Origin of the sequence: Amycolatopsis balhimycina FH 1894, from assembly GCF_000384295.1 — a bacterium.
Taxonomy (GTDB): Bacteria; Actinomycetota; Actinomycetes; order Mycobacteriales; family Pseudonocardiaceae; genus Amycolatopsis; species Amycolatopsis balhimycina.
Genome location: NZ_KB913037.1, coordinates 6259963 through 6283327 on the forward strand (window position 1 = coordinate 6259963; position 23365 = coordinate 6283327).

General features: G+C 71.1%; 23 protein-coding genes. 13 read left to right on the forward strand and 10 right to left on the reverse strand.

Annotation, left to right across the window (positions count from 1 at the left end; all coding sequences use genetic code 11):
* Positions 1 to 168: 168 nt before the first annotated feature.
* Together A3CE_RS0128660 and A3CE_RS0128665 are read right to left on the reverse strand one after the other, a co-directional pair.
* On the reverse strand, positions 169 to 1770 hold the full coding sequence (locus A3CE_RS0128660) for a M28 family metallopeptidase (protein ID WP_020643541.1): 1602 nt from the start codon (positions 1768 to 1770) through the stop codon (positions 169 to 171).
* 93 nt (positions 1771 to 1863) lie between these two features.
* Entirely contained in the window at positions 1864 to 4119 is a 2256-nt protein-coding gene (locus tag A3CE_RS0128665; protein ID WP_026468964.1) for a M4 family metallopeptidase, read from the reverse strand.
* Positions 4120 to 4854: 735 nt separating this feature from the next.
* On the opposite strand from A3CE_RS0128665, the gene A3CE_RS0128670 reads away from it, so the two are divergent.
* Together A3CE_RS0128670 and A3CE_RS0128675 are read left to right on the forward strand one after the other, a co-directional pair.
* On the forward strand, positions 4855 to 5640 hold the full coding sequence (locus tag A3CE_RS0128670; RefSeq protein WP_026468965.1) for an LOG family protein: 786 nt from the start codon (positions 4855 to 4857) through the stop codon (positions 5638 to 5640).
* Positions 5640 to 6224, forward strand: coding sequence for an LOG family protein (locus A3CE_RS0128675; RefSeq protein ID WP_020643544.1), 585 nt, complete (start codon positions 5640 to 5642; stop codon positions 6222 to 6224). The genes A3CE_RS0128670 and A3CE_RS0128675 overlap by 1 nt, the downstream gene beginning before the upstream one ends.
* Here A3CE_RS0128675 and A3CE_RS0128680 read toward each other — a convergent pair.
* The gene (locus tag A3CE_RS0128680; RefSeq protein WP_020643545.1) at positions 6221 to 6895 is read right to left on the reverse strand and encodes a lysophospholipid acyltransferase family protein; all 675 of its coding nucleotides are present in this window, start codon (positions 6893 to 6895) and stop codon (positions 6221 to 6223) included. The genes A3CE_RS0128675 and A3CE_RS0128680 overlap by 4 nt on opposite strands.
* 51 nt (positions 6896 to 6946) lie before the next feature.
* Here A3CE_RS0128680 and A3CE_RS0128685 point away from each other — a divergent pair, with 51 nt between their 5' ends.
* Positions 6947 to 7849 (forward strand): glucosyl-3-phosphoglycerate synthase, encoded by a 903-nt coding sequence (locus A3CE_RS0128685; protein ID WP_020643546.1) that lies wholly within the window; start codon positions 6947 to 6949, stop codon positions 7847 to 7849.
* Here A3CE_RS0128685 and cydC read toward each other — a convergent pair.
* The 4 genes from cydC to A3CE_RS0128710 form a co-directional block, all read right to left on the reverse strand.
* Positions 7785 to 9362 (reverse strand): thiol reductant ABC exporter subunit CydC, encoded by a 1578-nt coding sequence (gene cydC / locus A3CE_RS0128690; RefSeq protein WP_020643547.1) that lies wholly within the window; start codon positions 9360 to 9362, stop codon positions 7785 to 7787. The two genes, A3CE_RS0128685 and cydC, sit on opposite strands and share 65 nt — an antisense overlap.
* A 281-nt stretch (positions 9363 to 9643) precedes the next feature.
* The gene (gene cydD, locus A3CE_RS0128700) at positions 9644 to 11200 is read right to left on the reverse strand and encodes a thiol reductant ABC exporter subunit CydD (protein ID WP_051183792.1); all 1557 of its coding nucleotides are present in this window, start codon (positions 11198 to 11200) and stop codon (positions 9644 to 9646) included.
* A gap of 9 nt (positions 11201 to 11209) precedes the next feature.
* Positions 11210 to 12196 (reverse strand): cytochrome d ubiquinol oxidase subunit II, encoded by a 987-nt coding sequence (locus tag A3CE_RS0128705; RefSeq protein WP_020643549.1) that lies wholly within the window; start codon positions 12194 to 12196, stop codon positions 11210 to 11212.
* A gap of 3 nt (positions 12197 to 12199) precedes the next feature.
* Positions 12200 to 13360 carry a cytochrome ubiquinol oxidase subunit I gene (locus tag A3CE_RS0128710; RefSeq protein ID WP_020643550.1) on the reverse strand — a complete coding sequence of 387 codons (1161 nt, stop codon included), beginning with the start codon at positions 13358 to 13360 and terminating at the stop codon, positions 12200 to 12202.
* Between the two features lie 60 nt (positions 13361 to 13420).
* Here A3CE_RS0128710 and A3CE_RS0128715 point away from each other — a divergent pair, with 60 nt between their 5' ends.
* Genes A3CE_RS0128715 through A3CE_RS0128735 form a run of 5 tightly spaced genes read left to right on the forward strand, consistent with a single transcriptional unit; the run spans position 13421 to position 15734 of the window.
* Positions 13421 to 13738 carry a helix-turn-helix transcriptional regulator gene (locus tag A3CE_RS0128715; protein WP_020643551.1) on the forward strand — a complete coding sequence of 106 codons (318 nt, stop codon included), beginning with the start codon at positions 13421 to 13423 and terminating at the stop codon, positions 13736 to 13738.
* Entirely contained in the window at positions 13735 to 14403 is a 669-nt protein-coding gene (locus tag A3CE_RS0128720) for a permease prefix domain 1-containing protein (RefSeq protein ID WP_020643552.1), read from the forward strand. Before A3CE_RS0128715 ends, A3CE_RS0128720 begins: the two co-directional genes overlap by 4 nt.
* Entirely contained in the window at positions 14400 to 14723 is a 324-nt protein-coding gene (locus A3CE_RS0128725) for a DivIVA domain-containing protein (protein WP_020643553.1), read from the forward strand. The genes A3CE_RS0128720 and A3CE_RS0128725 overlap by 4 nt, the downstream gene beginning before the upstream one ends.
* Positions 14720 to 15178 carry an SRPBCC family protein gene (locus A3CE_RS0128730; RefSeq protein WP_020643554.1) on the forward strand — a complete coding sequence of 153 codons (459 nt, stop codon included), beginning with the start codon at positions 14720 to 14722 and terminating at the stop codon, positions 15176 to 15178. The genes A3CE_RS0128725 and A3CE_RS0128730 overlap by 4 nt, the downstream gene beginning before the upstream one ends.
* Positions 15171 to 15734, forward strand: coding sequence for a DNA-3-methyladenine glycosylase I (locus tag A3CE_RS0128735; RefSeq protein ID WP_020643555.1), 564 nt, complete (start codon positions 15171 to 15173; stop codon positions 15732 to 15734). The genes A3CE_RS0128730 and A3CE_RS0128735 overlap by 8 nt, the downstream gene beginning before the upstream one ends.
* Before the next feature lie 40 nt (positions 15735 to 15774).
* Here A3CE_RS0128735 and A3CE_RS0128740 read toward each other — a convergent pair whose 3' ends face one another.
* The gene (locus tag A3CE_RS0128740; protein WP_020643556.1) at positions 15775 to 16569 is read right to left on the reverse strand and encodes an enoyl-CoA hydratase-related protein; all 795 of its coding nucleotides are present in this window, start codon (positions 16567 to 16569) and stop codon (positions 15775 to 15777) included.
* Positions 16570 to 16768: 199 nt separating this feature from the next.
* Between A3CE_RS0128740 and A3CE_RS51735 the strand changes: the two genes are divergently transcribed.
* Together A3CE_RS51735 and A3CE_RS0128750 are read left to right on the forward strand one after the other, a co-directional pair.
* Entirely contained in the window at positions 16769 to 16936 is a 168-nt protein-coding gene (locus A3CE_RS51735) for a DUF3117 domain-containing protein (RefSeq protein WP_013222969.1), read from the forward strand.
* Positions 16937 to 17026: 90 nt separating this feature from the next.
* Complete coding sequence (locus A3CE_RS0128750) at positions 17027 to 18478, forward strand: leucyl aminopeptidase family protein (RefSeq protein WP_020643557.1); 1452 nt, start codon at positions 17027 to 17029, stop codon at positions 18476 to 18478.
* A 46-nt stretch (positions 18479 to 18524) separates the two neighbouring features.
* Here the strand turns inward: A3CE_RS0128750 and A3CE_RS0128755 are convergent, their stop codons facing one another.
* Positions 18525 to 19442 (reverse strand): LysR family transcriptional regulator, encoded by a 918-nt coding sequence (locus A3CE_RS0128755; protein ID WP_020643558.1) that lies wholly within the window; start codon positions 19440 to 19442, stop codon positions 18525 to 18527.
* 51 nt (positions 19443 to 19493) lie between these two features.
* Between A3CE_RS0128755 and A3CE_RS0128760 the strand changes: the two genes are divergently transcribed.
* Positions 19494 to 20675 carry an MFS transporter gene (locus A3CE_RS0128760; RefSeq protein ID WP_020643559.1) on the forward strand — a complete coding sequence of 394 codons (1182 nt, stop codon included), beginning with the start codon at positions 19494 to 19496 and terminating at the stop codon, positions 20673 to 20675.
* A gap of 234 nt (positions 20676 to 20909) precedes the next feature.
* Here the strand turns inward: A3CE_RS0128760 and A3CE_RS0128765 are convergent, their stop codons facing one another.
* The gene (locus A3CE_RS0128765) at positions 20910 to 21554 is read right to left on the reverse strand and encodes an O-methyltransferase (RefSeq protein WP_020643560.1); all 645 of its coding nucleotides are present in this window, start codon (positions 21552 to 21554) and stop codon (positions 20910 to 20912) included.
* A 191-nt stretch (positions 21555 to 21745) separates the two neighbouring features.
* Between A3CE_RS0128765 and sigE the strand changes: the two genes are divergently transcribed.
* Positions 21746 to 22363: an RNA polymerase sigma factor SigE gene (gene sigE / locus A3CE_RS0128770; protein ID WP_026468967.1), complete on the forward strand. Its 618-nt coding sequence runs from the start codon at positions 21746 to 21748 to the stop codon at positions 22361 to 22363.
* Positions 22360 to 23013: an anti-sigma factor family protein gene (locus A3CE_RS0128775; RefSeq protein ID WP_020643562.1), complete on the forward strand. Its 654-nt coding sequence runs from the start codon at positions 22360 to 22362 to the stop codon at positions 23011 to 23013. The genes sigE and A3CE_RS0128775 overlap by 4 nt, the downstream gene beginning before the upstream one ends.
* Positions 23014 to 23365 lie beyond the last annotated feature (352 nt).

Genomic DNA, 23365 nt, shown 5'->3' on the forward strand with positions numbered 1-23365 from the left:
TCCCATCGTCGTTGAGGGCGAACGCGGCGGGTCCGCCCAACATAAGCGCCGCGGGAACCCCTGACTACCGACGAACGGGTGGTCTAGACAACTGTCGTTGGGGCTAAAGCCGTGAATGGCACATTGAGGGACTTCAAGTCCCTCAATGTGCCATTCACGGACTTGGTGCTACACGGTGAGCGTCCAGGAGGACAGGTAGCCGGTGTCGGCCGGGCCGGCGTCGCGGATGCGGAGCTGCCAGGAGCCGTTCGCGGCCTCGGAGGAGGCGTTGACGGTGTAGGTGGTGTCGAGGTTCGGCGTCGAGTCGCTGCTGGAGTTCTTCAGCCGGTACGCCGTGCCGTCCGGGGCGACGAGGTCGATGACCAGGTCACCGCGGTAGGTGTGGGTGATGTGGACCTCGACCTTGGTGGTGCCGGACGCGTTGCGCGCGCAGTCGACGTTCGCCGTGCTGCTGACCGCGGCACCCGGGTAGTCCGGGATGTCCAGCCGCGTCGAGGTGGTCACCGGGGCGCACGACGAACTGCCGACACCGAGCGAGAACGACGCCGTGTGGTCGGCGTTCGCGCCGTCGGCGGTCACCGTGACACCGAATGTGCCGGTCGGCGTGCTCGACGACGTCGTGATGGTCAGCGTCGAGGAGCCGCCCGAGGAGATCGTCGCCGGGCTGAACGACGCCGTCGCGCCCGCCGGCAGGCCGCTTGCCGACAGCGAGATCGACTGCGCCGAGCCGGACGTCGTCGTGGTGCTCACCGCGGCCTGGAGCGACTGTCCCGGTTGGACAGTCCCCGAGGCCGGGTTCACCGCGACCGAGAAGTCGTTGCCCTGCGGCGCGTCGACGGCCAGCTTCCAGAGCGCGTAGCCGATGGCGTCGCTGTTCTTCTCCAGCGGCGCGTCCGGGATGTTCGCCGTCGTGTCGCAGGCGCGGTGGTAGCAGTTGTCGAACGGCGAACCCGCGGTGCCGCCCCACTTCTGCGCCTGCGCCGAGCTCTTGATGTCGCCGGCGCCGGTGGCCAGGCCGCCGACCGGGATGCCCGCGCTCTTGAAGGACGCGTGGTCGGACCGGCCGTCGCCTTCGCTGTCGCCTTCGGTGGGGATGCCGATCGAGGAGAAGTACTCGTCGAAGATCGCCTTGATCGAAGCGACGTCGTCGTAGACGAAGTAGCCCCAGTTCTTGGAGCCGATCATGTCGAAGTTGAGGTAGGTCTTGATCTTCGTGCGCTCGGCGCTCGGCAGGTTGTTGACGTAGTACTTCGAACCGACCAGGCCGGACTCCTCGTCGGCCCACCAGCCGAAGCGGACGCGCTTGGCCATCGCCGGGTTCGTCCGGGCCAGCGTCAGCGCGACTTCGAGGATCGACGCGCTGCCCGAGCCGTTGTCGTTGATGCCGGGGCCGGCGCTCACGCTGTCGAGGTGCGCGCCGAGCATGATCACCTGGTTCGCGTCGCCCTGCGGCCACTCCGCGATCAGGTTCTGCGACTGCCCGAGACAGCTGGTGCAGGTCTGCCGCGTCGTCGTGTACCCGGCGTTCTTGAGCAGATTCTCCACATAGGACACCGAGGCCGCGTAGCCGCCGCCGCGTGCCGAGCGCGTCCCGCCGTTGCTGGTCGCGATGCTCTGCAGCTGGTTGAGGTGGGCCTTGATGTTGGCCAGCGAGATGTCCGGCGCGGCGAGTGCCACGGCCGGTGCGGCGGTGGCCGCCGGCGCGGTGACGGCACCCAGCACGGCGGCCAGGGCGGTGACCCCGGCGCCGAGTCGTGTCTTCCAGGTCATGCCAGTTCCTTATGGGGAAGGGGAAAGGCCGTGAATGGCACATTGAGGGACTTCAAGTCCCTCAATGTGCCATTCACGGCTTTGGGGGACGGGTCAGATGGTCAGCGTCCAGGAGGAGAGGTAGCCGGTGTCGATGGCGGCCGCGTCCTTGATCTGGAGTTTCCAGTCGCCGTTGGCGGCTTCGGTGGAGGCGTTGACGGTGTAGGTGGCGTCGATGTCGTCGGCGGAGTCGCTGCTGGAGCCCTTCAAGCGGTACGAGGTTCCGTCCGGGGCGATCAGGTCGAGGACCAGGTCACCACGGTAGGTGTGGGTGATGTGCACCTCGACCTTGGTGGTGTCGGACGCGTTGCGCGCGCAGCCGGCGACGGTGCTGGTGCTGCTCACTGCCGCTCCCGGGTAGTCCGGGATGTCGAGCCGCGTCGAGTTGGTCACCGGCGGGCAGACCGAGCTGTCGACGGTCAGCGCGTACTGCGCCGTGTGGTCGGTGGCGGTCCCGTCGGCGGTGATGGTGATCTGGCCGGTGCCTTCCGGGGTCGTCGACGACGTCGTGATGGTCAGCGTCGAGCTGTCGCCCGCCTGGACGGTCGCCGGGCTGAACGTCGCGGTGGCGTCGGCGGGCAGGCCGGCGGCGGACAGCGTGATCGACTGGGCCGTGCCCGAGGTGAGCTCGGTGTTCACCGTGACGCTGGCCGAGCCGCCCGGCCGGACGAATCCGGTCGCCGAGCTCAGCGTGACCGCGTAGTCCGGGTCGCCGCCGCAGACCGGCTCACCGGTGCCGGCGGTGACGGAGATGGCGTTCCACGCGGCCTTGGTGGCGTTGAACTCGGTGCAGCTGTCCGGGAAGAGCGCGAGCGCGGCTTCGAGGGTCGCCTTGCGGGCGGCCTTGTGGTTCCACGACGAGGTCTTCTTCAGCAGGCCGTTGTAGAAGATCTGGCCGGCCTTCTGGACGCCGATGCCGGTGACCGACGAGCTGTTGCACGTCGGGCTGGCCGGCTTGCCGCCACCCGGGTTCGAGCCCTCCGCCAGCAGGTAGAACCAGTGGTTCTGCGGGCCGGCCGCGGCGTGCACCTCGGTGCTCGGGATCGACGACGAGTAGCAGTTCGGGTCGCCGGCCTTCGACGGGTCGTACATGTAGCGGATCGGGCCGTCGCCGACGAGGTTGACGCCTTCGCCGACCTCGTAGTCCGGGGTGTCCTTGGCGTTGTTCGCGTACGCCTCGGTGAGCGCGCCGAAGATGTCGTCGGTCGATTCGTTCATCCCGCCGGTCTCGTTGCCCGAACCGGAACCGCCCGGGGTGAACTGGAAGACGCCGTGCCCGAACTCGTGGCCGACGACGTCCATCGAGGTGGCCTGGCGCTGGTTGTCCTGCGAGTGGCCGAAGTGCGTCGACGAGCCGTTCCAGTAGGCGTTGACGTCGGACAGGCCCACGGAAGCCGGGTAGCCGGTGCCGCTGCCGTTGATGCCGTTGCGGCCCAGCCAGTCGGCGAGCATCTTCCACTCGGTCTGGACGCTGTAGAGCACGTCCACGCACCCGGTTTCGAGGTCGGTGCCGGAGCCGTTGCCCCAGTCGTCGTCCGGTCCACTGTAGACCGAACCACCCTCGCGGCCGCAGCTGATGCCGGTGCGGCCCGGGTCACGCATCGTGTACGTGCTGCCGGACTGCGTCGTGTCGATGGCGACGTTCCCGGCGTAGTAGCTGTTGCCGGCGCCGGCGAGGTTCGCCGTGCCGGTCCGGTCCTGGCGCCTGGATCCGGAGCCGAACGTCTTGACGTCGTCCCGCTTGTCGAGCACCGCGCCGGTCGCGGCGTCGACGAAGACGTGCAGGTTGCTCGGCGCCGTGGCGGTGCGCCCCGCGACGACGACCTCGTAGGCCAGCTTCGGGCTCGTCCCGGCCAGCACCACCTTCTCCGGCGTGCTCACACTGTCCACAGTGGGCAGTTGAGCGCGCGCGGTGGCGGTGACCTTCGCGACGTCGACGAGTGCCTGCGTCCCGACGGTGATCGGCGCGGTCTCCGCGGAGCTGGTGCCGCGGACGCGCCCGGCACCGTCGGCGACGACGACCGCGTCCCCGCCCACGACCCGCAGGCCCTGGTAGGTCCGCTGGTAGGCGCCGTAGAAGAGGCCGGCGCCCCCGGCGGTCAGGCCGACGCGCTGGAACGCTTCGGCGGGGCCACGGCGCAGGGCGTCGAGACCGCCGGCAGCGGCCTGGTCGGCCGCGCGGGCGGCCGCCACTTCGGGCGCGGCGGGCTGGGCTTGAGAAGCTGCGCTCGCCGGGGTCACCGGTAACGCGAGCGTCATGGCGAGCCCGGCGGCAGCCGCCAAGCCCGTGCTGAACCCACGATGGGTCATCGAGGTCTTCCTTCCATGAAGGCAGAATCGAGGTCCGGTAAGGGGGAAGGGGGGAGACGTGTCCGGGGTGCGAACAGGAGGTATGCGTCCGGACGCATCCGAGTAAAGGATCAACGGTTCCGGGCGTCAAGGCGCCGAACGGACCAACAGTATGTTACGGATTCACCGCTCAAATCGTGCAAACCCTGCCGCAACAGGGGATTCTCACCGCGTTCCGCGCCGGAACGACTTTCGTAGGGATTGTCCGCGACACCATCCGAACGCCGGATGATCTCGATCATCGGGATTCGTTAGTACAGCTCAGGAACCAGCCCTGGCTCACCCGTGTCGTCCTCCTAATCACGAGTGATGCCCCCTCAATCACGCGAGATGCCCGCCCAATCACGCGAGATGCCCCTTCAATCACGCGAGTTCCGGCTCCGATCACGCGAGTTCCGGCTCCGATCACGCGAAGCTCGGTGACCGGAGGGGCATCGCCCGTGATTGGAGGGGCATCATGCGTGATGGGGAGGACGACACGGGCTGCGAGGCGGACTCGGCCTGCGCCGGCGAGCCCGTCGTTCGGCGATCGGTGCCGGTCGCCTCCACAGTGGACCGGACGGCGAAGAGAGACGCACTCGTCCGGATGAATTCTCCGGCGATGCGCGTTCATGGCCCGGTAACGGGCCCGCCATCGACCTCACCTCTACCGAGCTTCCCGCCTTCTCGCCGGCGGGTACGCCGTAGCATGGCGAGGTGAGTGAACAGTCTGAATGGCCGGACGGCCAGTACCCCGAACGCCCGGTAGAGCGCCACAAGGGCCCTGTGGTGCTCCGCCGCGACCGCCGCGACCAGGGCAGCACCACCGACCAGCGGCTCCTGGACTCGCGTGGCCCGAGCGACTGGGTCCACACCGACCCATGGCGTGTCCTCCGCATCCAGGCCGAGTTCGTCGAGGGCTTCGGCGCGCTGGCCGAGGTGCCCCGCGCGGTCACCGTGTTCGGCTCGGCGCGCACCAAGCGTGACAACCCGGAGTACGAGCTCGGCCGCAAGATCGGCGCCACGCTGGCCAACGCCGGGTTCGCGGTGATGACCGGCGGTGGCCCGGGCGCGATGGAGGCGGTCAACCGGGGCGCGGCCGAAGCCGGCGGCTTCTCCGTCGGCCTCGGCATCGAGCTGCCGTTCGAGCAGGGCCTGAACCCGTGGGTCGATCTCGGCGTCAACTTCCGGTACTTCTTCGCCCGCAAGACGATGTTCATCAAGTATTCGCAGGCCTTCATCTGCCTGCCCGGCGGCTTCGGCACGCTCGACGAGCTGTTCGAGGCGCTGACGCTGGTGCAGACCAAGAAGGTCACGAAGTTCCCGGTCGTGCTGTTCGGCAGCGACTACTGGGGCGGGCTCTACGAGTGGATCAAGAGCTCGGTGCTGGCCGAGGGCAAGATCAGCCCGCACGACCTGGACCTGCTGCACGTCACCGACGACATCGACGACGCCGTCCGCGTGGTGCAGGAGTCCTACCAGGCGTGGGAGGACACCCACTGATGCGCCGGATCTGCGTGTTCTGCGGCTCGTCGATGGGCTTTTCGCCGCGCTACGCCGAGCAGGCGGCCGCGCTCGGCAAGCTGCTGGCCCAGCGCGGCATCGGCCTGGTCTACGGCGGTGCGAGCGTCGGCACGATGGGCGTCGTGGCCGACGCGGCGCTGGCCGCGGGCGGCGAGGTGATCGGCGTGATCCCGGAGGCGCTCTCCGGCGTCGAGATCGCGCACGCCGGGCTGACCGAGCTGCACGTCGTCGCGGACATGCACGAACGCAAGGCCAAGATGGCGGCGCTGTCCGACGGCTTCCTCGCGCTGCCCGGCGGCGCGGGCACCCTGGAAGAGCTGTTCGAGGTCTGGACGTGGGCGCAGCTCGGCCTGCACGGCAAGCCGATCGGCCTCGTCGACGTCGACGGCTACTACGCGCCGCTGCTGACGTTCGCCGACCACATGGTGGCCGAGGGGTTCGTCAAGCAGGCCTACCGCGAGCTGCTGCTCGCCGACGCCGACCCGGCGGCGCTGCTGGACCGGTTCGAGACGTACGAGCCGCCGGCCCCGCCGAAGTGGGCGAAGGAGCCGCCGGGGATCTAGGCGACGCCTTCGCTCGGGCGCTTGTGGTAGGTGTCGACGTACTCCTGGCCCGAGATCTCCAGGATCGCGTACATCACCTCGTCGGTGACCGACCGGCGGATCGCCGGCGCGTAGTCCTGGCCCTCGTAGCGGGAGAAGTCGAGGGGCTTGCCGAACGTGATGCCGATCTTCGCCGGGCGCGGGACGCGGGCGCCCTTCGGCTGGAGGTTTTCGGTGCCGGTCAGGGCGACCGGGACCACCTTCGCGCCGGTCGCCAGGGCCAGCGCGCCGACGCCGGTGTGGCCGCGGTGCAGCCGGCCGTCCAGCGAGCGGGTGCCCTCCGGATAGATCGCGAAGACGCCGCCCGCGTCGAGGACCTTCCGGGCCGCCTCCAGCGCGGCGAGCCCGGCCTGGGCGTTGCCGCGCTCGACCGGGACGTACCCGAGGCCGCCGAGCAACCCGGCGAGCAGCTTGCCCTTGACGCCCTTGCCGACGAAGTACTCCGCCTTGCCGAGGAACTTGACCTGCCGCGGCGTCGTGAACGTGATCACGCCGGTGTCGAGCGCCGCCCGGTGGTTGGCGGCCAGGAGCACCGGGCCCGTCGCGGGCACGTTCTCCACGCCGTGCACCTTGGGCCGGTACACCGCCCTGACCAGCGGTCCCAGTACGAACCGGACAAGCAGCGCGATCAACTGGTCCTCCTCCTCGGTAGCGGTGCCATCAGCATGGCACGATCGTTACTCGTGAGTTGGTTCGAGCGGCGTACGTGGCAGGAGCCCGGTTGGACGCCCGAGGACATCCTGGCCGCGAAGGGTGACCGGACGGTTTCGGTCGTGCTACCGGCCCTGGACGAAGAGCGGACCGTCGGTGACGTCGTCGCGTCGATACGACCGCTGGTCGGCGGGGTGGTCGACGAGCTGGTGGTCATGGATTCGGGTTCCACGGACGCCACGGTGGAAACGGCCGAGGCGGCCGGCGCGCGGGTGGTCCGGCGCGAGGACGTCCTGCCGGACGTGCCGCCGGTGCCCGGCAAGGGCGAGGTGTTGTGGCGTTCCCTGGCCGCGACCAGCGGCGACTTCGTCGTCTTCCTCGACTCGGACCTGGTCGACCCGGACCCGGCGTTCGTGCCGTCGCTGCTCGGGCCGCTGGTCTCCGAAAGCGGCGTCCACCTGGTCAAGGGCTTCTACCGCCGTCCGCTGCGGCTGGAGAGCAGTGGCGGCGGGCGCGTCACCGAGCTGCTCGCGCGGCCGGTGCTTTCGGCGCTGCGCCCCTCGCTCGGCGGGCTGGTCCAGCCCCTCGGCGGCGAGTACGCGGGCACGCGCGAGTTCCTCGAATCGGTGCCGTTCGCCGCCGGGTACGGCGTCGAGATCGGGCTGCTGCTCGACGCCGAGGCGCGCTACGGCCTCGACGGGCTCGCGCAGGTCAACCTCGGGGTCCGCAAGCACCGGAACCGGTCGCTGCGGCAGCTGGGCGTGATGTCCCGGCAGATCCTGGGCACGGCACTGGACCGCTGCGGGGTCCCGGCCGCCGACGCGCCGTTCACGCAGTTCGTGCAGGTCGACGAGGAGTGGCTGCCGGACGTCACGGAGGTCCGGGTCGCCGGCCGGCCGCCGATGCGGGACGTACTCGCCCGTCCTCGAGAGTGAGGACCTCGTCGAAGCCGTCGAGGTGCTCGGGCCGGTGGGTGACGAGGACCACGGTGCCTTTCGCCTTCGCGAGGACGCGGGCCAGGACGGCGTCGCCGTGGGCGGGGTCGAGGCCTTCGACGGGCTCGTCGAGCACCAGGACCTCCGGCGCGGCCAGGACCGCGCGGGCCAGGACCAGGCGCTGCCGCTGACCGCCGGACAGCGCTTCGCCGTCCGGGCCGGTGTCGCGGTCGAGGTCCAGGTCGAACCCGGCGGTTTCGCAGGCTTCCTTCAGCTCTTCGTCGCTCGCGTCGGGCTTCGCGAGCAGGAGGTTTTCGCGGACGGTCGTGTGGAAGACGTGGGCGTCGGCCTCGGCGCCCGAAATGACCCGGGAAAGGTCGGCGTACTCGGCGAGCGGGTGGCCGTCGAGGGTCACCTGGCCTTCGGTGGGGGTTTCGCTGCCGAGCAGGAGGTTGAGGAGGCTCGTCTTCCCGGCGCCGCTGGAGCCGAGGACGCCGACGCGCTTGCCGGGCGGAAGGTCGAGGTCGACGGCGTGGAGGGCGGGCGCGCGACCCGGGTACCGCAGGCCGGCGTTCCGGAGGCGGAAGTGTCCTTCTCGCGGAGTGCGGGTGCCTTCGGGGCGGGCCGGTTCGCTCAGCACGGCTCGTACGCGGGCGGCCGACGCGCGGATCTCCGGCACGCGCCGGGCGGCGCCGATCAGCGGGAGCACGACCTCGAAGGCCGTCATGGCGGCGAGCGCCAGCGCGGCGGTCCACGGCACCGAGGCGTGGGCGAGCAGTGCGACGGCGATGGTCGTGAGCAGCTGGACGAGCACCCCGGCGGCGGTGAGCAGGGCGGTCTTGGCGGAGGTGGCCCGTTCGCGACGGGCGAGGTCATCGACGACCCCGGCCGCCCGCGCGCGGTTTTCGCCGAATGCCCCGGCGGCGACGAGCTCCCGGTGCCCGGTGACGAGTTCGACGGCGCGTTCGGCCAGTTCGGCGCGTTTCGGGGCACTCTCCCGGGCGGCTTGGCCGGTGGCGCGCACGACCAGCCACGGCAGAAGCCCGCCCGCGACGACCAGCCCGGCCGCGAGAGCCAGCGCGGCCGGCGTCGACGTGACGGCGGTGGTCCCGACGGCGACGAGCCCGACGACCGCGGCGACCCCCACGGGCAGCAGCCACCGCAGCACGGCGTCCTGCAGAGCGTCCACATCGGACACGAGCCGGGTGACGAGGTCCCCGCCGGAGTACCGGGACCCGGGCAGCAGGGCCTGGTAGACCCGGCCACGCAGGGCACCGAGCCACCGCAGGACGACCTCGTGCCCGGCGAGCCGCTCGGCGTACCGCAGGCCGCCGCGGAGGAGAGCGAGAGTCCGGACGGCGACGATGGCGAGGGTGAGCGCGGCAAGCGGAGGCCGTTCGGCGGCCCGGAGCAGCAGCCAGGCGGCGGTGGCCATGAGGGCGAGAGCGGCGAGTTCGGCCCCGGCGCCCAGGAGCGCGGCGCGGAGGAGGCGGAGGAAGTCCTTTGTGGACACAGCCCACAGTTCCGTTCGGGCGCTACGCCTGAGCCGGGGCGCCTGTCCATTTGCCGGAGTGCTTTGGGGTCGCTGCTGCGATGTCATGAACGACTCGTTCACCTCGTCGGATGACATGAACGAGTCGTTCATGTCGTTGGATGGGTCGCCGACCGGCGGAGCGGGCTGACTTTGCCGCGCCTGCCCGGAAAAACGGGCCGCTCGGCGATCTGTGGACAACTGCCGCCCGGTGGCGGGCGAATCCGACAGCACGCCCTGCCCTGTGGATGACGGATTTGACATCACGCCGCCACCTCGCTAAGAACCCGGCCCTCGCGCAGCTCCACCACGCGCTCGGCCAGCGAAACCATCGCCGGCCGATGCGCGACGAGCACAGCGGTCCGCCCAGGCAGCAGCCGGCGGGTCGCTGCGAGCACCGCCGCTTCCGTGCGGGAGTCCAGGCGGGCCGTCGGCTCGTCGAGCAGCACCAGGCCCGCCGACGAACGCGCCAACGCCCGGGCCACTCCCACCCGCTGCCGCTGGCCCGCCGACAGGACCGAACCCAGTTCGCCCACCTGGGTCTCGAACCCCAGCGGCAACCCCGCCGCCACCGGATCGAGGGCCGCTGCCCGGGCGGCCGAGGCAATGTCCGCCGACGGGACGCCAAGGGCGATGTTCGCGGCCAGCGACCCCCGGAACAACGTCGGCCGCTGCGGGACCCAGGCCACGTCGGCCAGCCACCCGGCGGACGACAGCGAACGCAGGTCGACCCCGTCCACCAGCACCCGCCCCGAAGTGGGCGGCACGAACCCCAGCAGCACCGACAGCAACGTGCTCTTCCCCGACCCGCTCGGCCCCACCAGCGCGACACTCGAACCGGCGGGCACGGAAAGGTCCACTTCGGACAATGCGAGAACACCGCCGTAGGAGACCGAAACCCGTTCCAAGACCACCGAAGGCGCGCCCCGGCGGCGAACAATGGCACCCGAACGCGAAGCGACCACCGGAACCGCGAGAGCCTCCCGCAACGCCGCCAGCCCCTCCTCCGCGGCGTGGAACTTCGCGCCCGCCGCCCGCAGCGGCAGGTAGGCCTCCGGCGCCAGGACCAGCACCAACAGCGCCGTCCGCGCGTCCATGCCCCCGGCCAGCAACCGGAACCCGATCGGCACCGCCACCAGCGCCACCGACAGCGTCGCCACCAGTTCCAGCACCAACGCCGAAAGGAACGCGACCCGCAGCGTCTTCACCGTCGCGTCGGCGTGGGCGTCGGCCAGGGAACGGACTGTCCGCACCTGGGCCCGCGCCCGCCCGAACACCTTCAGCGTGCCGAGCCCGCGCACGACGTCGAGGAAGTGCCCGCCCAGCTTCGTCAGCAACTGCCACTGGACGGACGCCCGGGTGTGCTTGCCGACGAGGATCGCGAACACCGGGATCAGCGGTAACGTGCCCGTGACGACCAGCGCCGACGTCAGGTCCGTCGTGAACAGCCGCGCGATCACCGCGACCGGCACGACCACCGACACGACGAGCGACGGCAGGTACCCGGTCAAGTAGCTGTCCGTCGCGTCGACCCCGCGCGTCACCTGGGTCGCGACGACGCCGGCGGGGTCCGGAGAGGACTCGAGCAGACGTCGTCGCAGCCCGGTGCGCACCGTGGCGGCGAACCGTCCACTCAGGACGCCGTGGCTCCACGAAAGCAGCACCCGTGCGGCGATCGCCACGAGCAGGAAGACCGAAACCCCGCCGCCGGTCAGCAGCGTGGCGAGACCTTCGGCCTGGAGGAGCACCGCCGCGGCGGTGAGCACGCCGAGCAGGCTCAACGCGCAGAGATACCGCCGGAGTCCGGGTAGCGCGGGCACGACGTCTCCTTAGTAGTGCAGCAGCGAGTGCTGGTCGACGGGACGGCGATGCGCGCGCCAGGTCAGCCACTGCACCACCAGCAGCACCAGCACGGCCGGCGGCGCGAACCAGGCCAGCACCGCGAACGTCGCCGGCGCGGTCGCCGCCTGGCCGACGGTCAGGGCGTACCCGGACGACGCCAGCACGGTGGGGAACCGCAGCGTGCCGGCGAGCATTGCGGGGCAGGCCGAAAGCACCATCGAACCGACGAGCGCCACCCGGTACCGCCGGACCGTCAGGCCCAGGTGAGCGACGGCGAAGGCCGCGAAGGCCAGCACCACCACGCCGACGCCGAGCGCGGTGACGCCGTCGAGAGCGAAGAAGCCCCACCCCGTGGCGACGACGAGGAAGGCGAAGACCGGCGCCGAGAAGGCGCGAGCCAGCCGTGCCGCGCGGCCGGTCAGTTCGGCCGGCGCGCGCACGGCCAGGAACGCCGCGCCCTGGAGGCAGAACAGGGCGACGAACCCGAGTCCCCACAGCACTGCGTACGGCGAGAACAGGGCGAGCACGTCTCCCGAAGGCGAGCCGTCGGGGGACAGCGGCAGCCCGACGATCAGGTTGCCGAGGAACAGGCCCCAGGACAACGCCGTCACCAGCGCGCCGCCGACGATGCCCGCGGTCCAGGCGCCGCGCCGGGCGTCCGGGCGGCGGCTGCGCAGCTGCATCGACGCCGTGAACGTCACCAGGCCCAGCAGCAGCGTCACGACCAGGACGTACGCCCCGGCGAACACCTTGCCCTCCAGGTGCGGGAACGCGCCGAACAGCAGGCCGACCGCGGCCACCAGCCACACCTCGTTGGCCAGGAAGAACGGCCCGAGCGCGCCGAGCGTCTGCCGTCGCCGCCGCTCGCCGGACTCGAACCCGGGAAGGAGCATGCCGACGCCGTAGTCGTACCCCGCCAGCGCGAAGTACCCGCAGGTCAACAAGCCCAGCACGCACCACCAGAAGGTCACCATCGGTCAGACTCCGCTCAGGACGGGCAGTTCGGCGGGCTCGTCGACCGGGTCCGGGCCGCGCTTGGCGACGCGCGCCATGAGCACCCAGTCGGCGACCGCGAGCGCGGCGAACAGCAGTGTGAAAGCGATGAAGGAGAACAGGATCTGGCCGGCGGGGACGTCCGCGATCGCGTCCGCGGTGCGCAGCTTCCCCCAGACCAGCCACGGCTGACGGCCGAGTTCGCGCACCAGCCAGCCCATGATCGCCGCGAGGAACGGCAACGGGATCGCCGCGACCATCAGGTAGTGCAGGAACCGCGCCCGGGTGATCCGGTTCCGGACCAGCAGCACCGTGCCGAGGATCGCGCAGGCGAACATGAGGAACCCGAGCCCGATCATGGCGCCCAGCGGCGCCCCCACCGCGCTCTCGCCGAGCTTGTCCGGCTGGTACATCTTCAGCTCGCCGAACTGCGCGAAGCCCTGGTTGACCACGAAGACCGAGCCGAGCAGCGCCGCCACCACGCCGACGCGCATCGACCGCCGGAAGAACTCGACCTCGGTGGTGCGCTTGAGGAAGTGCCAGGCGCTGACGCCGACGACGAAGAACCCGCCGGTCACGATCGCCGCGCCGGCGACGTGCGGCAGGGACGCCACCAGCGCCGGGTTGGCGAACAACGCGCCGAAGTCGTCGAGGCGCAGCGTGCCGTTTTCGACGTGGCTGCCGACCGGGTTCTGCAGGAACGAGTTCGCCAGCATGATGAACAGCGCCGACGCATACGCGGTGAGCGTGACCAGCCAGATCAGCGTCAGGTGCAGCCACTTGTCCATCCGCCCGAAGCCGAAGATCCACAGGCCGAGGAAGGTCGACTCGAGGAAGAACGCGACCAGCGTCTCGATGGCCAGCGGCGCGCCGAAGACGTCGCCCGCGAAGGCGGACAGTCCGGTCCAGGTCAGCCCGAACTGGAACTCCATCACGATTCCGGTGACGATCCCCAGCGCGTAGTTGATCACGTAGAGGCGGCCCCAGAAGCGCGTCATCCGCAGCAGTTCCGGCTTTCCGCCGACGGTCCAGCGCGTCTGCATCACGGCCACCAGCGTGACCAGGCCCAGGGTGAGCAGCACGAACAGGAAGTGGAACGAGGTCGTCGTCGCGAACTGGAGTCTCGCGATCGGGAGTGCGTTCATGTAGTCAGGCTACACGTAGTCTGTCTACATGTAGCTAGGCGACGTGTAGACTGCGTACTCATGAAGCCGGACACCTTGCGCGGGCACCTCGACGCCTTGCTGCTGGCCGTGCTCGATGGCCGGAAACTGCACGGCTACGCGATCATCGAGGCGCTCCAGCTGCGCAGCGACGGCGCGCTCGACCTGCCGACCGGCACCGTCTACCCGGCGCTGCGCCGGCTCGAGCGGGCCGGCTGGCTGGCCAGCGAGTGGGACGTCGTGTCCGGGCGCAAGCGGCGCACCTACCGCCTCACCGGCTCCGGCGAACAGGCCCTGGCCGCCGAACGCACCGAGTGGCGGGAGTTCACCACGGTCATCGGGGGAGTGCTGGGCACATGATCGACGAGTACCTGGGGGACCTGGACCGCAGGCTGCGCGGCTGCGGCCGGTTCAAGGCCGACCTGCTGGGCGAGGCACGCGACGGCCTGAACGACGCGGCCGACGCCTACCGTGCCGGCGGGTGGAACGACGAAGAAGCCGAGCGGCGCGCGGTCGCCGACTTCGGCCCGGCGGCGGTCGTCGCCCACGACTACCAGGCCGAGCTGGCCATGCTCAGTGGCGTCCGCACGCTGTGGAAGCTCGTCCTCGGCGTCCCGGCGATGCAGATCGCGTGGGACTACGCGCGGATCCTCACCTTCGGCGCGTGGACGAAGCTGCCGACGCCGTCCCCCGGGTGGTACATGGTGATCACGCGCGTCTCCCACGGCTCGGTGTTCCTCGTACCGGTGATCGGCCTGCTCGCGCTGCTCGGCACCCGCTGGCTCAGCCGTCGCCTCGACGGGACCCGGCTGTCCCGGTTCTGCGGGCTGCTGATCGCCGTCGCCGTGGGCATCAATCTCGGGTCGCTCGGGCTGCTGATCGCGGCGACCGGCTTCGTCGACGTCTCGAGGCTGTTCCTCAGCGTCCCGTGCGCGCTCCTGATGCTCGCGTGGGTGGCGCTTTCCCTCCGGCTCGTCGTGCTCGCGAGACGTTCCTGGGGCGGGTATGCCACGATCGTCGCGTGACGACCGCGCTGATCTACCTCGTAGTCATGCTGCTGGTGGCGGCCGTGGTGTTCCTGCTCGCCGCGGTGGTGTTCGGCCGGGGTGAGGAGCTCGCCCCGCTGCCTCCGGGCAGTTCGCCGACGCGGCTGCCCGCCGAGGACATCACCGGCGAAGACCTGCAGGACGTCCGCTTCCAGCTGGTCTTGCGCGGCTACAAGATGTCCGAAGTGGACTGGGTGATGCGGCGGCTCGGCGCCGAGCTCGACGAGCTGCGCGCCCGCGTCGCCGAGCTGGAGCAGCGTGAGCGGGAGCGGGAGAGCTCGGCCGAGGGTGCCCCGTGACGGACCTGGTGCTCTCGGTCGACGTCCGCGCGCCGGCCGGGACGACCTGGCTCGCGCTGACCGACTGGACGCGTCAGGGCGAGTGGATGCTCGGCACCGAGGTCGAGGTCGTCGAGGGCAACGGCCGCAGCGTCGGGTCGCGGCTGGCGGCGTTCACCGGGGTGGCCGGCATCGGCTTCACCGACACCATGGAGATCACCGGCTGGGAGCCGCCGGTGCGGTGCACGATGCGGCATCTCGGCAGCGTCGTCCAGGGCACCGGCGTGTTCCAGGTGGTGCCGAAGGGCGCGACGCGCTCGACGTTCGTCTGGGCCGAGCACCTGCGGCTGCCGTTCGGGCCGCTGGGCAGGCTCGGCTGGCCGGTGGCGCGGCCGGTGTTCGTGCTGGGGGTGCGCCAGTCGCTGCGGCGGTTCGCGCGGTTCGCGGAGAACTATTCGGTGGGCGGGAATGACTGAACTGATCGGCACCGACGGCCTTCCGCGGTGCAGCTGGGGCAATTCGGCCCCGGACTACGTGGCCTACCACGACGAAGAGTGGGGCGTGCCGCTTCACGGCCAGGACGAACTGTACGAACGGCTGTGCCTCGAGTCGTTCCAGTCGGGCCTGTCGTGGATCACGATCCTGCGCAAGCGGGAGGCGTTCCGGAAGGCGTTCAAGCAGTTCAAGCCGGCGAAGGTGGCGAAGTTCGGCGACGCCGACGTCGAGCGGCTGATGCAGGACGCGTCGATCGTGCGGAACCGGGCGAAGATCCTGGCCGCGATCAAGAACGCGCAGGCGATCGCTTCGCTCGACACGCCGCTGGACGAGCTGCTGTGGTCGTTCGCGCCCGCTTCGCACAAGCGGCCTGCCTCGATGGCCGACGTCCCGGCGATCACGGACGAGTCCAAGGCGATGGCGAAGGAACTGAAGAAGCGCGGCTTCGTCTTCCTCGGTCCTACGACCTGCTACGCGCTGATGCAGGCCACCGGCATGGTCGACGACCATATCCAGGGCTGCTTCCGGGCCTCGTGAGTGAGAAACAGTGTTAGAACACTGTTTCTCACTCACGACGTCACTTGCCCTGGAAGGCCGGCTTGCGCTTGCCGACGAAGGCCTCGACGGCCTCGGTGTGGTCGGCGGTCGCGCCGAGCGCGGTCTGGGCGGCGTCCTCGGCGGCCAGTGCCTCGTCGAACGTCGACTGGGCGGCCAGGTTGAGCACGCCCTTGATCTTCGCGTAGGCGACGGTCGGGCCGGCCGCGAGCTTCGCCGCGATCTTCTGGGCGCGGGCCGGCAGTTCCTCGTCCGGCACGACCTCGCCGACCAGGCCGAGCCGCAGCGCTTCGGCCGAATCGACGGTGCGGGCCAGCAGCATCAGCTCGGCGGCGCGGCCGTAGCCGACCAGCCGCTGCAGCGTCCACGACGCGCCGGAGTCCGGGCCGAGCCCGACGTTGGCGAACGCCATCAGGAACGACGACGACTCGGCGGCGATCCGCAGGTCGCTGGCGTAGGCGAAAGCGGCCCCGGCGCCGGCGGCGGTGCCGTTGACCGCCGCGACGACCGGCTTCGGCATTTCCACGATCGTCTTGACGATCGGGTTGTAGTGTTCCTTCACCGTGTGTAGCGGAGCGGGGTCACCCGCTTGCAGCAGTCCCACGTGCTCCTTCAAATCCTGGCCGGCGCAGAACGCCTTGCCGGAACCGGTCAGCACGACCGCGCGGACTCCTTCGTCGTCCGCCGCCTCGCGCAGCGCCGCGAGCAGTGCTTCCTTCAGCTCGACGGTCAGCGAGTTGTACGCCTGGGGCCGGTTGAGGGTGAGGGTGCGCACCCCGTCGGCGTCGGCGGTCACCAGGACGTCGGATGTGGTCACGTCTTCTCCTTGCGCGGAAAACTTCGGTCGGCCGAGAGTCTTTCACCTCGCGCGGGCCGCATACCAGCACCGATACGGCGGCAAAAGATCCCCTCCGCTGATGCGCCCGGCCGCTGATGAGGGACAATGGACACCAGACCCGGCTGGCTTTCACGCGAGCGCGACCCGGGCGCGCCGGTTGAGACGGAGGGAGCACGCTATGGCGGCCATGAAGCCCCGGACCGGAGATGGTCCCCTCGAAGTGACTAAGGAGGGGCGGGGCCTCGTGATGCGCGTACCGCTCGAGGGTGGTGGGCGACTCGTCGTCGAACTCTCTGCGGAAGAAGCGAAGGACCTCGGCGCCGCGCTGGCGGAGGTCACCGGCTGAGCAGGCCCCCTCGAACCGTCCTTCCGTCGCACCCCGGTCTCCCTTCGGAGGCCGGGGTCGCGGTTCCTCTGCGCCCGAAGGTTGCTCACTGTGCGTAATCCGCTACCGCCCGTTCCGACTACTCTGCTCGACATCGAGGTCGCGGCGGAGCTCCGCCGCGGCGTCCCGACGGCCCGGCTGGTGGCGGCTCCCGACAACGATGACGTCGAGCCCTTGGAGATCGAGGGCGTCCGGATCAGCGGCAAGGCGGGCACCGTCCAGACGGTGCCCGGCGACGGCCCCCGCTGGGTCGCGGGGCTCGGCGGCGGTGAGCCGAAGGAGTACCGCAAAACCGGCGCGGCGCTGGTCCGCGCGGTGAACGCGGCCCTGGCCGACGATGTCGACCACGGCGGCAAGGCGTTCCGCGCGGTGCAGCTCGCGCTGCCCGAGGAGGCGGACGGCGAGCACGTCACCGAGCTGGCGCTGGGCCTTCTGCTCGGCGGCTACCGGTACAAGGTGTCCGGCGAGGACCCGAAGCCGTCGGTGCGCACGGTCCGGCTGGTGACCGAGAACCCGGCGTTCGGCGAGCTGGTTTCCCGCGCCGCGCAGCTGGCCGCGGCGACGGCGCTGACCCGCGACCTCGCGAACACGCCGTCCAACGTGAAGACGCCGGCGTGGCTGGCGGACACGGCTGCCCGGGTGGCCGGCCCGCTTGTCGACGTGACGGTCCGGGACGAGAAGTGGCTGGCGGCGCAGGGCTTCGGCGGCATCCTGGCGGTGGGCGGCGGTTCGGCCCGGCCGCCCCGGCTGATCGAGCTGGCGTACCGGCCGCAGGGGGCTTCCCGGCATCTTCTGCTGGTGGGCAAGGGCATCACGTTCGACACGGGCGGCCTGTCGATCAAGCCGGCCGACGGCATGCACCTGATGCGCACGGACATGGCGGGCGGCGCGGCGGTGATCGCGGCGACCCGCGCGATCGCCGCTTTGGAGCTGCCGGTCCGCGTGACGGCCTTGGTGCCGGCGGCGGAGAACCACGTCTCGGGATCGTCGTACCGGCCCGGCGACATCGTCCGCCACTACGGCGGCAAGACGACCGAGGTGGCGAACACGGACGCGGAAGGCCGCATGGTCCTGGCCGACGCGTTGGTGTACGGCATCGAGCGGTTCACCCCGGACTACGTGGTCGACGCGGCGACGTTGACGGGCGCGATGAAGGTCTCGCTGGGGCTGCGCACGGGCGGCCTGTTCGCTTCCGACGACTCGTTGGCCGCGCTGGTGTCCGCGGCCGGCTCGCGGGTGGGCGAGGCGTGGTGGCGGATGCCGTTGGTGGAGGACTACGCGGACAACGTCCGCGGCGAGTTCGGCGACGTCCGCCAGACCCCGCCGGGCCCGGGCGGCATCACGGCGGCGCTGTTCCTGCGCGAGTTCACGGCCGGTCTGCCCTGGGCGCACCTGGACATCGCGGGCCCGGCCCGATCGGAGAAGAACTACGACGACGTGGTCCCAGGCGCGACAGGCTTCGCGGCTCGCACCCTGGTCGAGCTGGCGGCTTCGCTGGGGTGATTCATGAGGGGCACTCTCATGGCTTTCCCGTCCATGAGGGTGCCCCTCATGGACTTGCCTCGGCCGTCGTCAGGACGTGGTCGCGGAAGCCGGTCACCGCCGGGGTCATCGGCTCCTCGGCCCGCCACACCAGGCCGATCGTCCGGTACGGCCGCGGCGACAGCGGCACCTCCGCCACGCCCGCCGGTGTCCCCGGCCCGAACCGCGGCAGCAACGCCACCCCCAGCCCCGCGGCCACCAGGCCGCGCACCGTGTCCGACTCCTGGCCCTCGAACGCGATCTTCGGCGTGAAGCCCGCCGCCGCGCAGAGCTCGTCCGTCAGCGTCCGCACCCCGTAGCCCTGCTCGAGCAGCACGAACTCCTCGTCCGCCAGCTCGGCCACCCGCACCGAGTGCCGCCCCGCCAGGCGGTGGCCCGCCGGGACCGACAGCAGGATCTCCTCGTCCACCAGGCCCGCCGAGGTCAAGGACGGAACGGCGGGCAGCGGCGCCACCAGCGCCAGATCCAGCTCGCCGCCGGCCAGCCGGTCGACCATGTCCTGCCGCGAGCCCTGGACCAGCGTGAACCGCACACCCGGATACCGCGCCCGGTGGCCGCGCAGCAGCGAAGGCACCAGCGACCGCCCCAGCAGGTGCAGGAACCCGAGCACGACGTGACCCGACTCCGGCGACACCTCCTCGCGCGCCAGCCGGACGCCGTTCTCGACCGCCGCCAGGCCGCGTGAAGCCGCCTCCGCCAGGAGTTCCGCCGCCCGCGTGAGCCGGATGCCGCGGCCGTCGGGGACCGTCAGCGGCGCTCCCAGCGCGTCGGCCAGCGCCGCGAGACGGCGGCTCACGGTCGGCTGCGGCACGCCCAGCAGCTCCGCCGCCCGTGTGATGTTCCTCGTCTCCCGCAGCGCGGCGAGTAACGGCAGGTGCGGCGCGACCTGCGCCGACAGTGAGTCATACGTCACCGCATCAATCATTCCAGACGAGCGCATTAGACGTATTGATTAGCCTTCCTTACTTTCAACGGCGTGACCACGCGCCGAGTCAAGACCGCTGTCGCCGCAGCCGGGATCTCCTCCTTCGCCCTGCTCTACGCCCCGCAGCCGGTGCTGCCGCAGCTCGCCGCGCAGTACCACCTCGACCCCGGCGGCGCGGCGCTGGCGATCAGCGTCGCGACCGGCGCGCTCGCCATCGCCGTCCTGCCGATCGCCGCGTTGTCCGAGGTCGTCGGCCGCCGGCCGGTGATCCTGACGTCCGTCGTCGCGTCGGTCGTGTTCGGGCTGCTGGTGCCGCTGATGCCGACGTACCCCGCGCTGCTGGTCATGCGGGCGCTCCAGGGCATCGCCATCGCCGGCTTCCCCGGGGTCGCGGCCGCGTACCTGGCCGAACGGCTCGGCCGCGCGGGCGTCGCCGCGGCGGTCGGCGCGATGATCGCGGGCAACACGGTCGGCGGCATGCTCGGCAGGCTGGCCAGCGGGTTCACCGCCGGACCGCTCGGCTGGCGCGGCGCGCTGTACGTCGTCGCGGGGGTGGGTGCGGTGTGCTCGGCGATCACCGTTGTGACGCTGCCGCCGGGCACCAGCCGCAGGAAGGTCCGGCTCCGGACGGTGGCGACCGGCCTGGTCACGGCGCTGCGCCGCCCGGTGCTGCTGGCCCAGTACGCCGTCGCGCTGCTCGCCATGGGTTCGTTCGTCGCCCTCTACAACGCGGCGGGCTTCCGGCTGACCGGCGATCCGCTGCACTTGTCCCCGGCGGTGGCGTCGCTGGTGTTCCTCGCCTACGCAACCGGTTCGGTGTCGTCGGCCGCGGCCGGACGCCTGGTGGCCCGGGTGGGCCGCCGCCGGGCACTGATCGGCTCACTGCTGCTGACAGCGGCCGGCGCGACGCTGACCCTGCCCGACTCGTTACCGCTGGTGATCGCCGGATTCCTGCTCCTGACATGCGCATTCTTCGCGGCGCACGCGGTCGCGAACGGCTGGGCGGCGGCGGAGGCCCCCGAGGACGCACGCGGCCAGGTCGGCGGCACGTACACGGCGTCGTACTACCTCGGCAGCAGCGTGGGCGGCGCGGCCGGAGCATGGGTGTACGGCCATGCGGGGTGGGCGTGGCTGATCGCCGTGGTCGCGGCGTGGCTGCTGCTGGCTGTGGCGGTGGTCGGCGCCGCGACGCGGGTGCGCGTGCCACGGCGCGAGCTGGTGACCGCGGGCTGAGCCAGGCCGTCCCCGCCGCTACCGCGGTGTCTTGAATGAGTCATTCAGGTCTTCGGAGGTCTTGAATGAGTCATTCAAGACCTCCGGCGAGCCACCGACCCGCGAACCGGCCGCCCCTACGCAGCCCCCACCCGTCCCGGGGGGCGACCCCACGTCCAGTCTATCGGCACCCACCGACGGACCCGGCCGCCAACGGCGAGTTGTCCACAACTCGACGGGCCTGTGGACAACTGCTCAGATCGCCGCCGCGACCAGCAGGCCGCCGCCTACTGGCAGGAGGGCCGGGACCAGGCGTTCGTCCTCGCGGAAAGCGCGCGCCACCTCGCGCAGGGCGAGGGTCTCGGGGTCGCGGTGGGACGGGTCGATCACCCGGCCGCCGGCCAGCACGTTGTGGAACGCGATGATTCCGCCGCGCCGCAGCAGCGACACGCCCAGCTCGTAGCAGCCGGGGTACTCGATGTGCGCGGAGTCGACGAACACCAGGTCGTAGCCGCCCGGCGTGAGGCGCTGCAGCACGTCGAGCGCCCGGCCGATGATCAGCCGGGTGCGGCCCGGCGCGAACCCGGCCTCGCGGAACGTCGCACGCGCGGCCCGCTGGTACTCCGGTTCGACGTCGATCGAGGTCAGCACGCCGTCGGGCGCCATCCCGCGCAGCAGGCTCAGCCCGCTCACTCCGGCGCCGGTGCCGACCTCGACGACCGCCTTCGCACGCAGCGTCGCGGCCAGGAAACGCAGCGTCGCGCCCGCACCCGCGCTGAGCGGGGTGCAGCCCAGGTCCTCGGCCCGTGCTCGCGCCGAAGACAGCACCTCGTCGTCGGGCAGGTACCCGTCGACGAACCCGGAATCGGCCGGTGCGGCCGCAGGGGTGGGCGTGTTCACGCACGGAGGTTAGCGTTGGTTGTCGATAAATCCGCGCAGGCTCCCTGGTAAGCACCCGGGAAGAAGTTCTCAGCCTGCTCTCAGTCCAGTCTCACTAGAACCATAAGGAGTCCGGAGAGACTGAAATCCGAGCACACGGGGAACACCGTGGCCACAGCCCGCGTTGGGTGGAGCAGACAGGAGAAACGCAGATGGAGGTGCCTGCTCCCGCGATGCAGAACGCCGTTGCCGATGACGCTGTCGCGGTTCAGCCCGTGACCTTGGACGAGGCGGCCTGGACGCCGCCGTCCTGGGACGAGGTCGTCCGCGAACACGGTGACCGGGTCTACCGGCTCGCCTACCGCCTGACCGGCAACACGCACGACGCCGAGGACCTGACGCAGGAGACCTTCATCCGGGTCTTCCGCTCGCTGGCGTCGTACAAGCCGGGCACGTTCGAGGGCTGGCTGCACCGGATCACCACCAACTTGTTCCTGGACATGGCCCGCCGCCGCTCGCGCGTGCGGATGGAAGGCCTGCCCGAAGACACCGACCGCATCGTAGGCGACGACCCGAGCCCCGAGCAGGTCTACTCGGACACCCACCTGGACCCGGACCTGCAGGCGGCACTCGACGAGCTGCCCCCGGAGTTCCGCGCCGCCGTCGTGCTGTGTGACGTCGAAGGGCTGTCGTACGAGGAGATCGGCGCGACGCTGAGTGTCAAGCTGGGCACCGTCCGCAGCCGGATCCACCGCGGCCGCCAGGCACTGCGCGCTTCGCTGGAGCGTCGGCGCACTTACACACCGGAATCTGCGAAGGTGACGGTATGACCGCACCGCGAGGCTGGGGACTCGCCGAGTCGCACCTGTTGCCGGACGTCGTGGTGGCGTTCGTCGACGGCGAGCTCTCGCACGGCGCCCGCGACCGCGCGGCATCGCACATCACCCGCTGCGCGGCATGCGCGGCCGAAGTACGCGCGCAGCGTCAGACGATGGAAGCGATCCGCCACGCGTCGGCGCCGTCGATGTCGGCGGGCTTCCTGGCGAGCCTGCAGTCCATCCCGCAGCACACGGAGCTGCCGAGCACCCCGGACAACCTGGCGATCACGGCCGACGGCCAGCTGGTCGCGGTCCAGCGTCCCGACCGCGTCGCGGGCCTGCGCGACGCGGGCGTCCTGGGCGGCGTGGCGCCGCTGGGATCGTCGGCACCGCTGGGCCAGTCCCCGAACGTCCTGGGCGGCGGCCGTTTCAAGCGCCGCGCGGCGCAGGGAGCGGGTGTAGTGGTGTCCGGGCTGGTGCTGAGCGCGCTGGCGCTGGTGGGCACGTCCGCGGACGGCGGAGACGGAGTCCCGGAGACGGGCGGCGGAGCGCCCCAGCCGGCGAACCTGCTCCCGGCCCAGATGGCGGTACCCCAGCACCAGGTGCCGACTTCGATCGCGCCGACCACTACACCGGTCGCGGTTCCGGCCGGCATTCGCTGAGGCTGATTTTCGCGGGTCTGTGAAGGCCGCTGTGAGGGATCCTCGCGGCGGCCTTCGTCGTGCGCCTACCGGCCCTCTCGCGCCGGGGCGCGGCCGCTGCTCCCGAGGCGCCCTCGCCCCGAACGCAGCCCCCACCCTCCCTGGGGGGCGTCCCCAGTCCAGTCTATCGGTGCCCACTGACGAAAACCCCTGATCACCTTCCCAGGCCGCCGACCTGTCCACATTGCCGCCGCCCTGTGGGCAACTCCGTGAGACCCCACCCACGCCTCGCCAAGAAACAGCCATTTCACTGGCGGACCGGCAGACTCGGAGCACTGGGCTTGGGTATCGTCACGCCCAGCCACCTGATCTT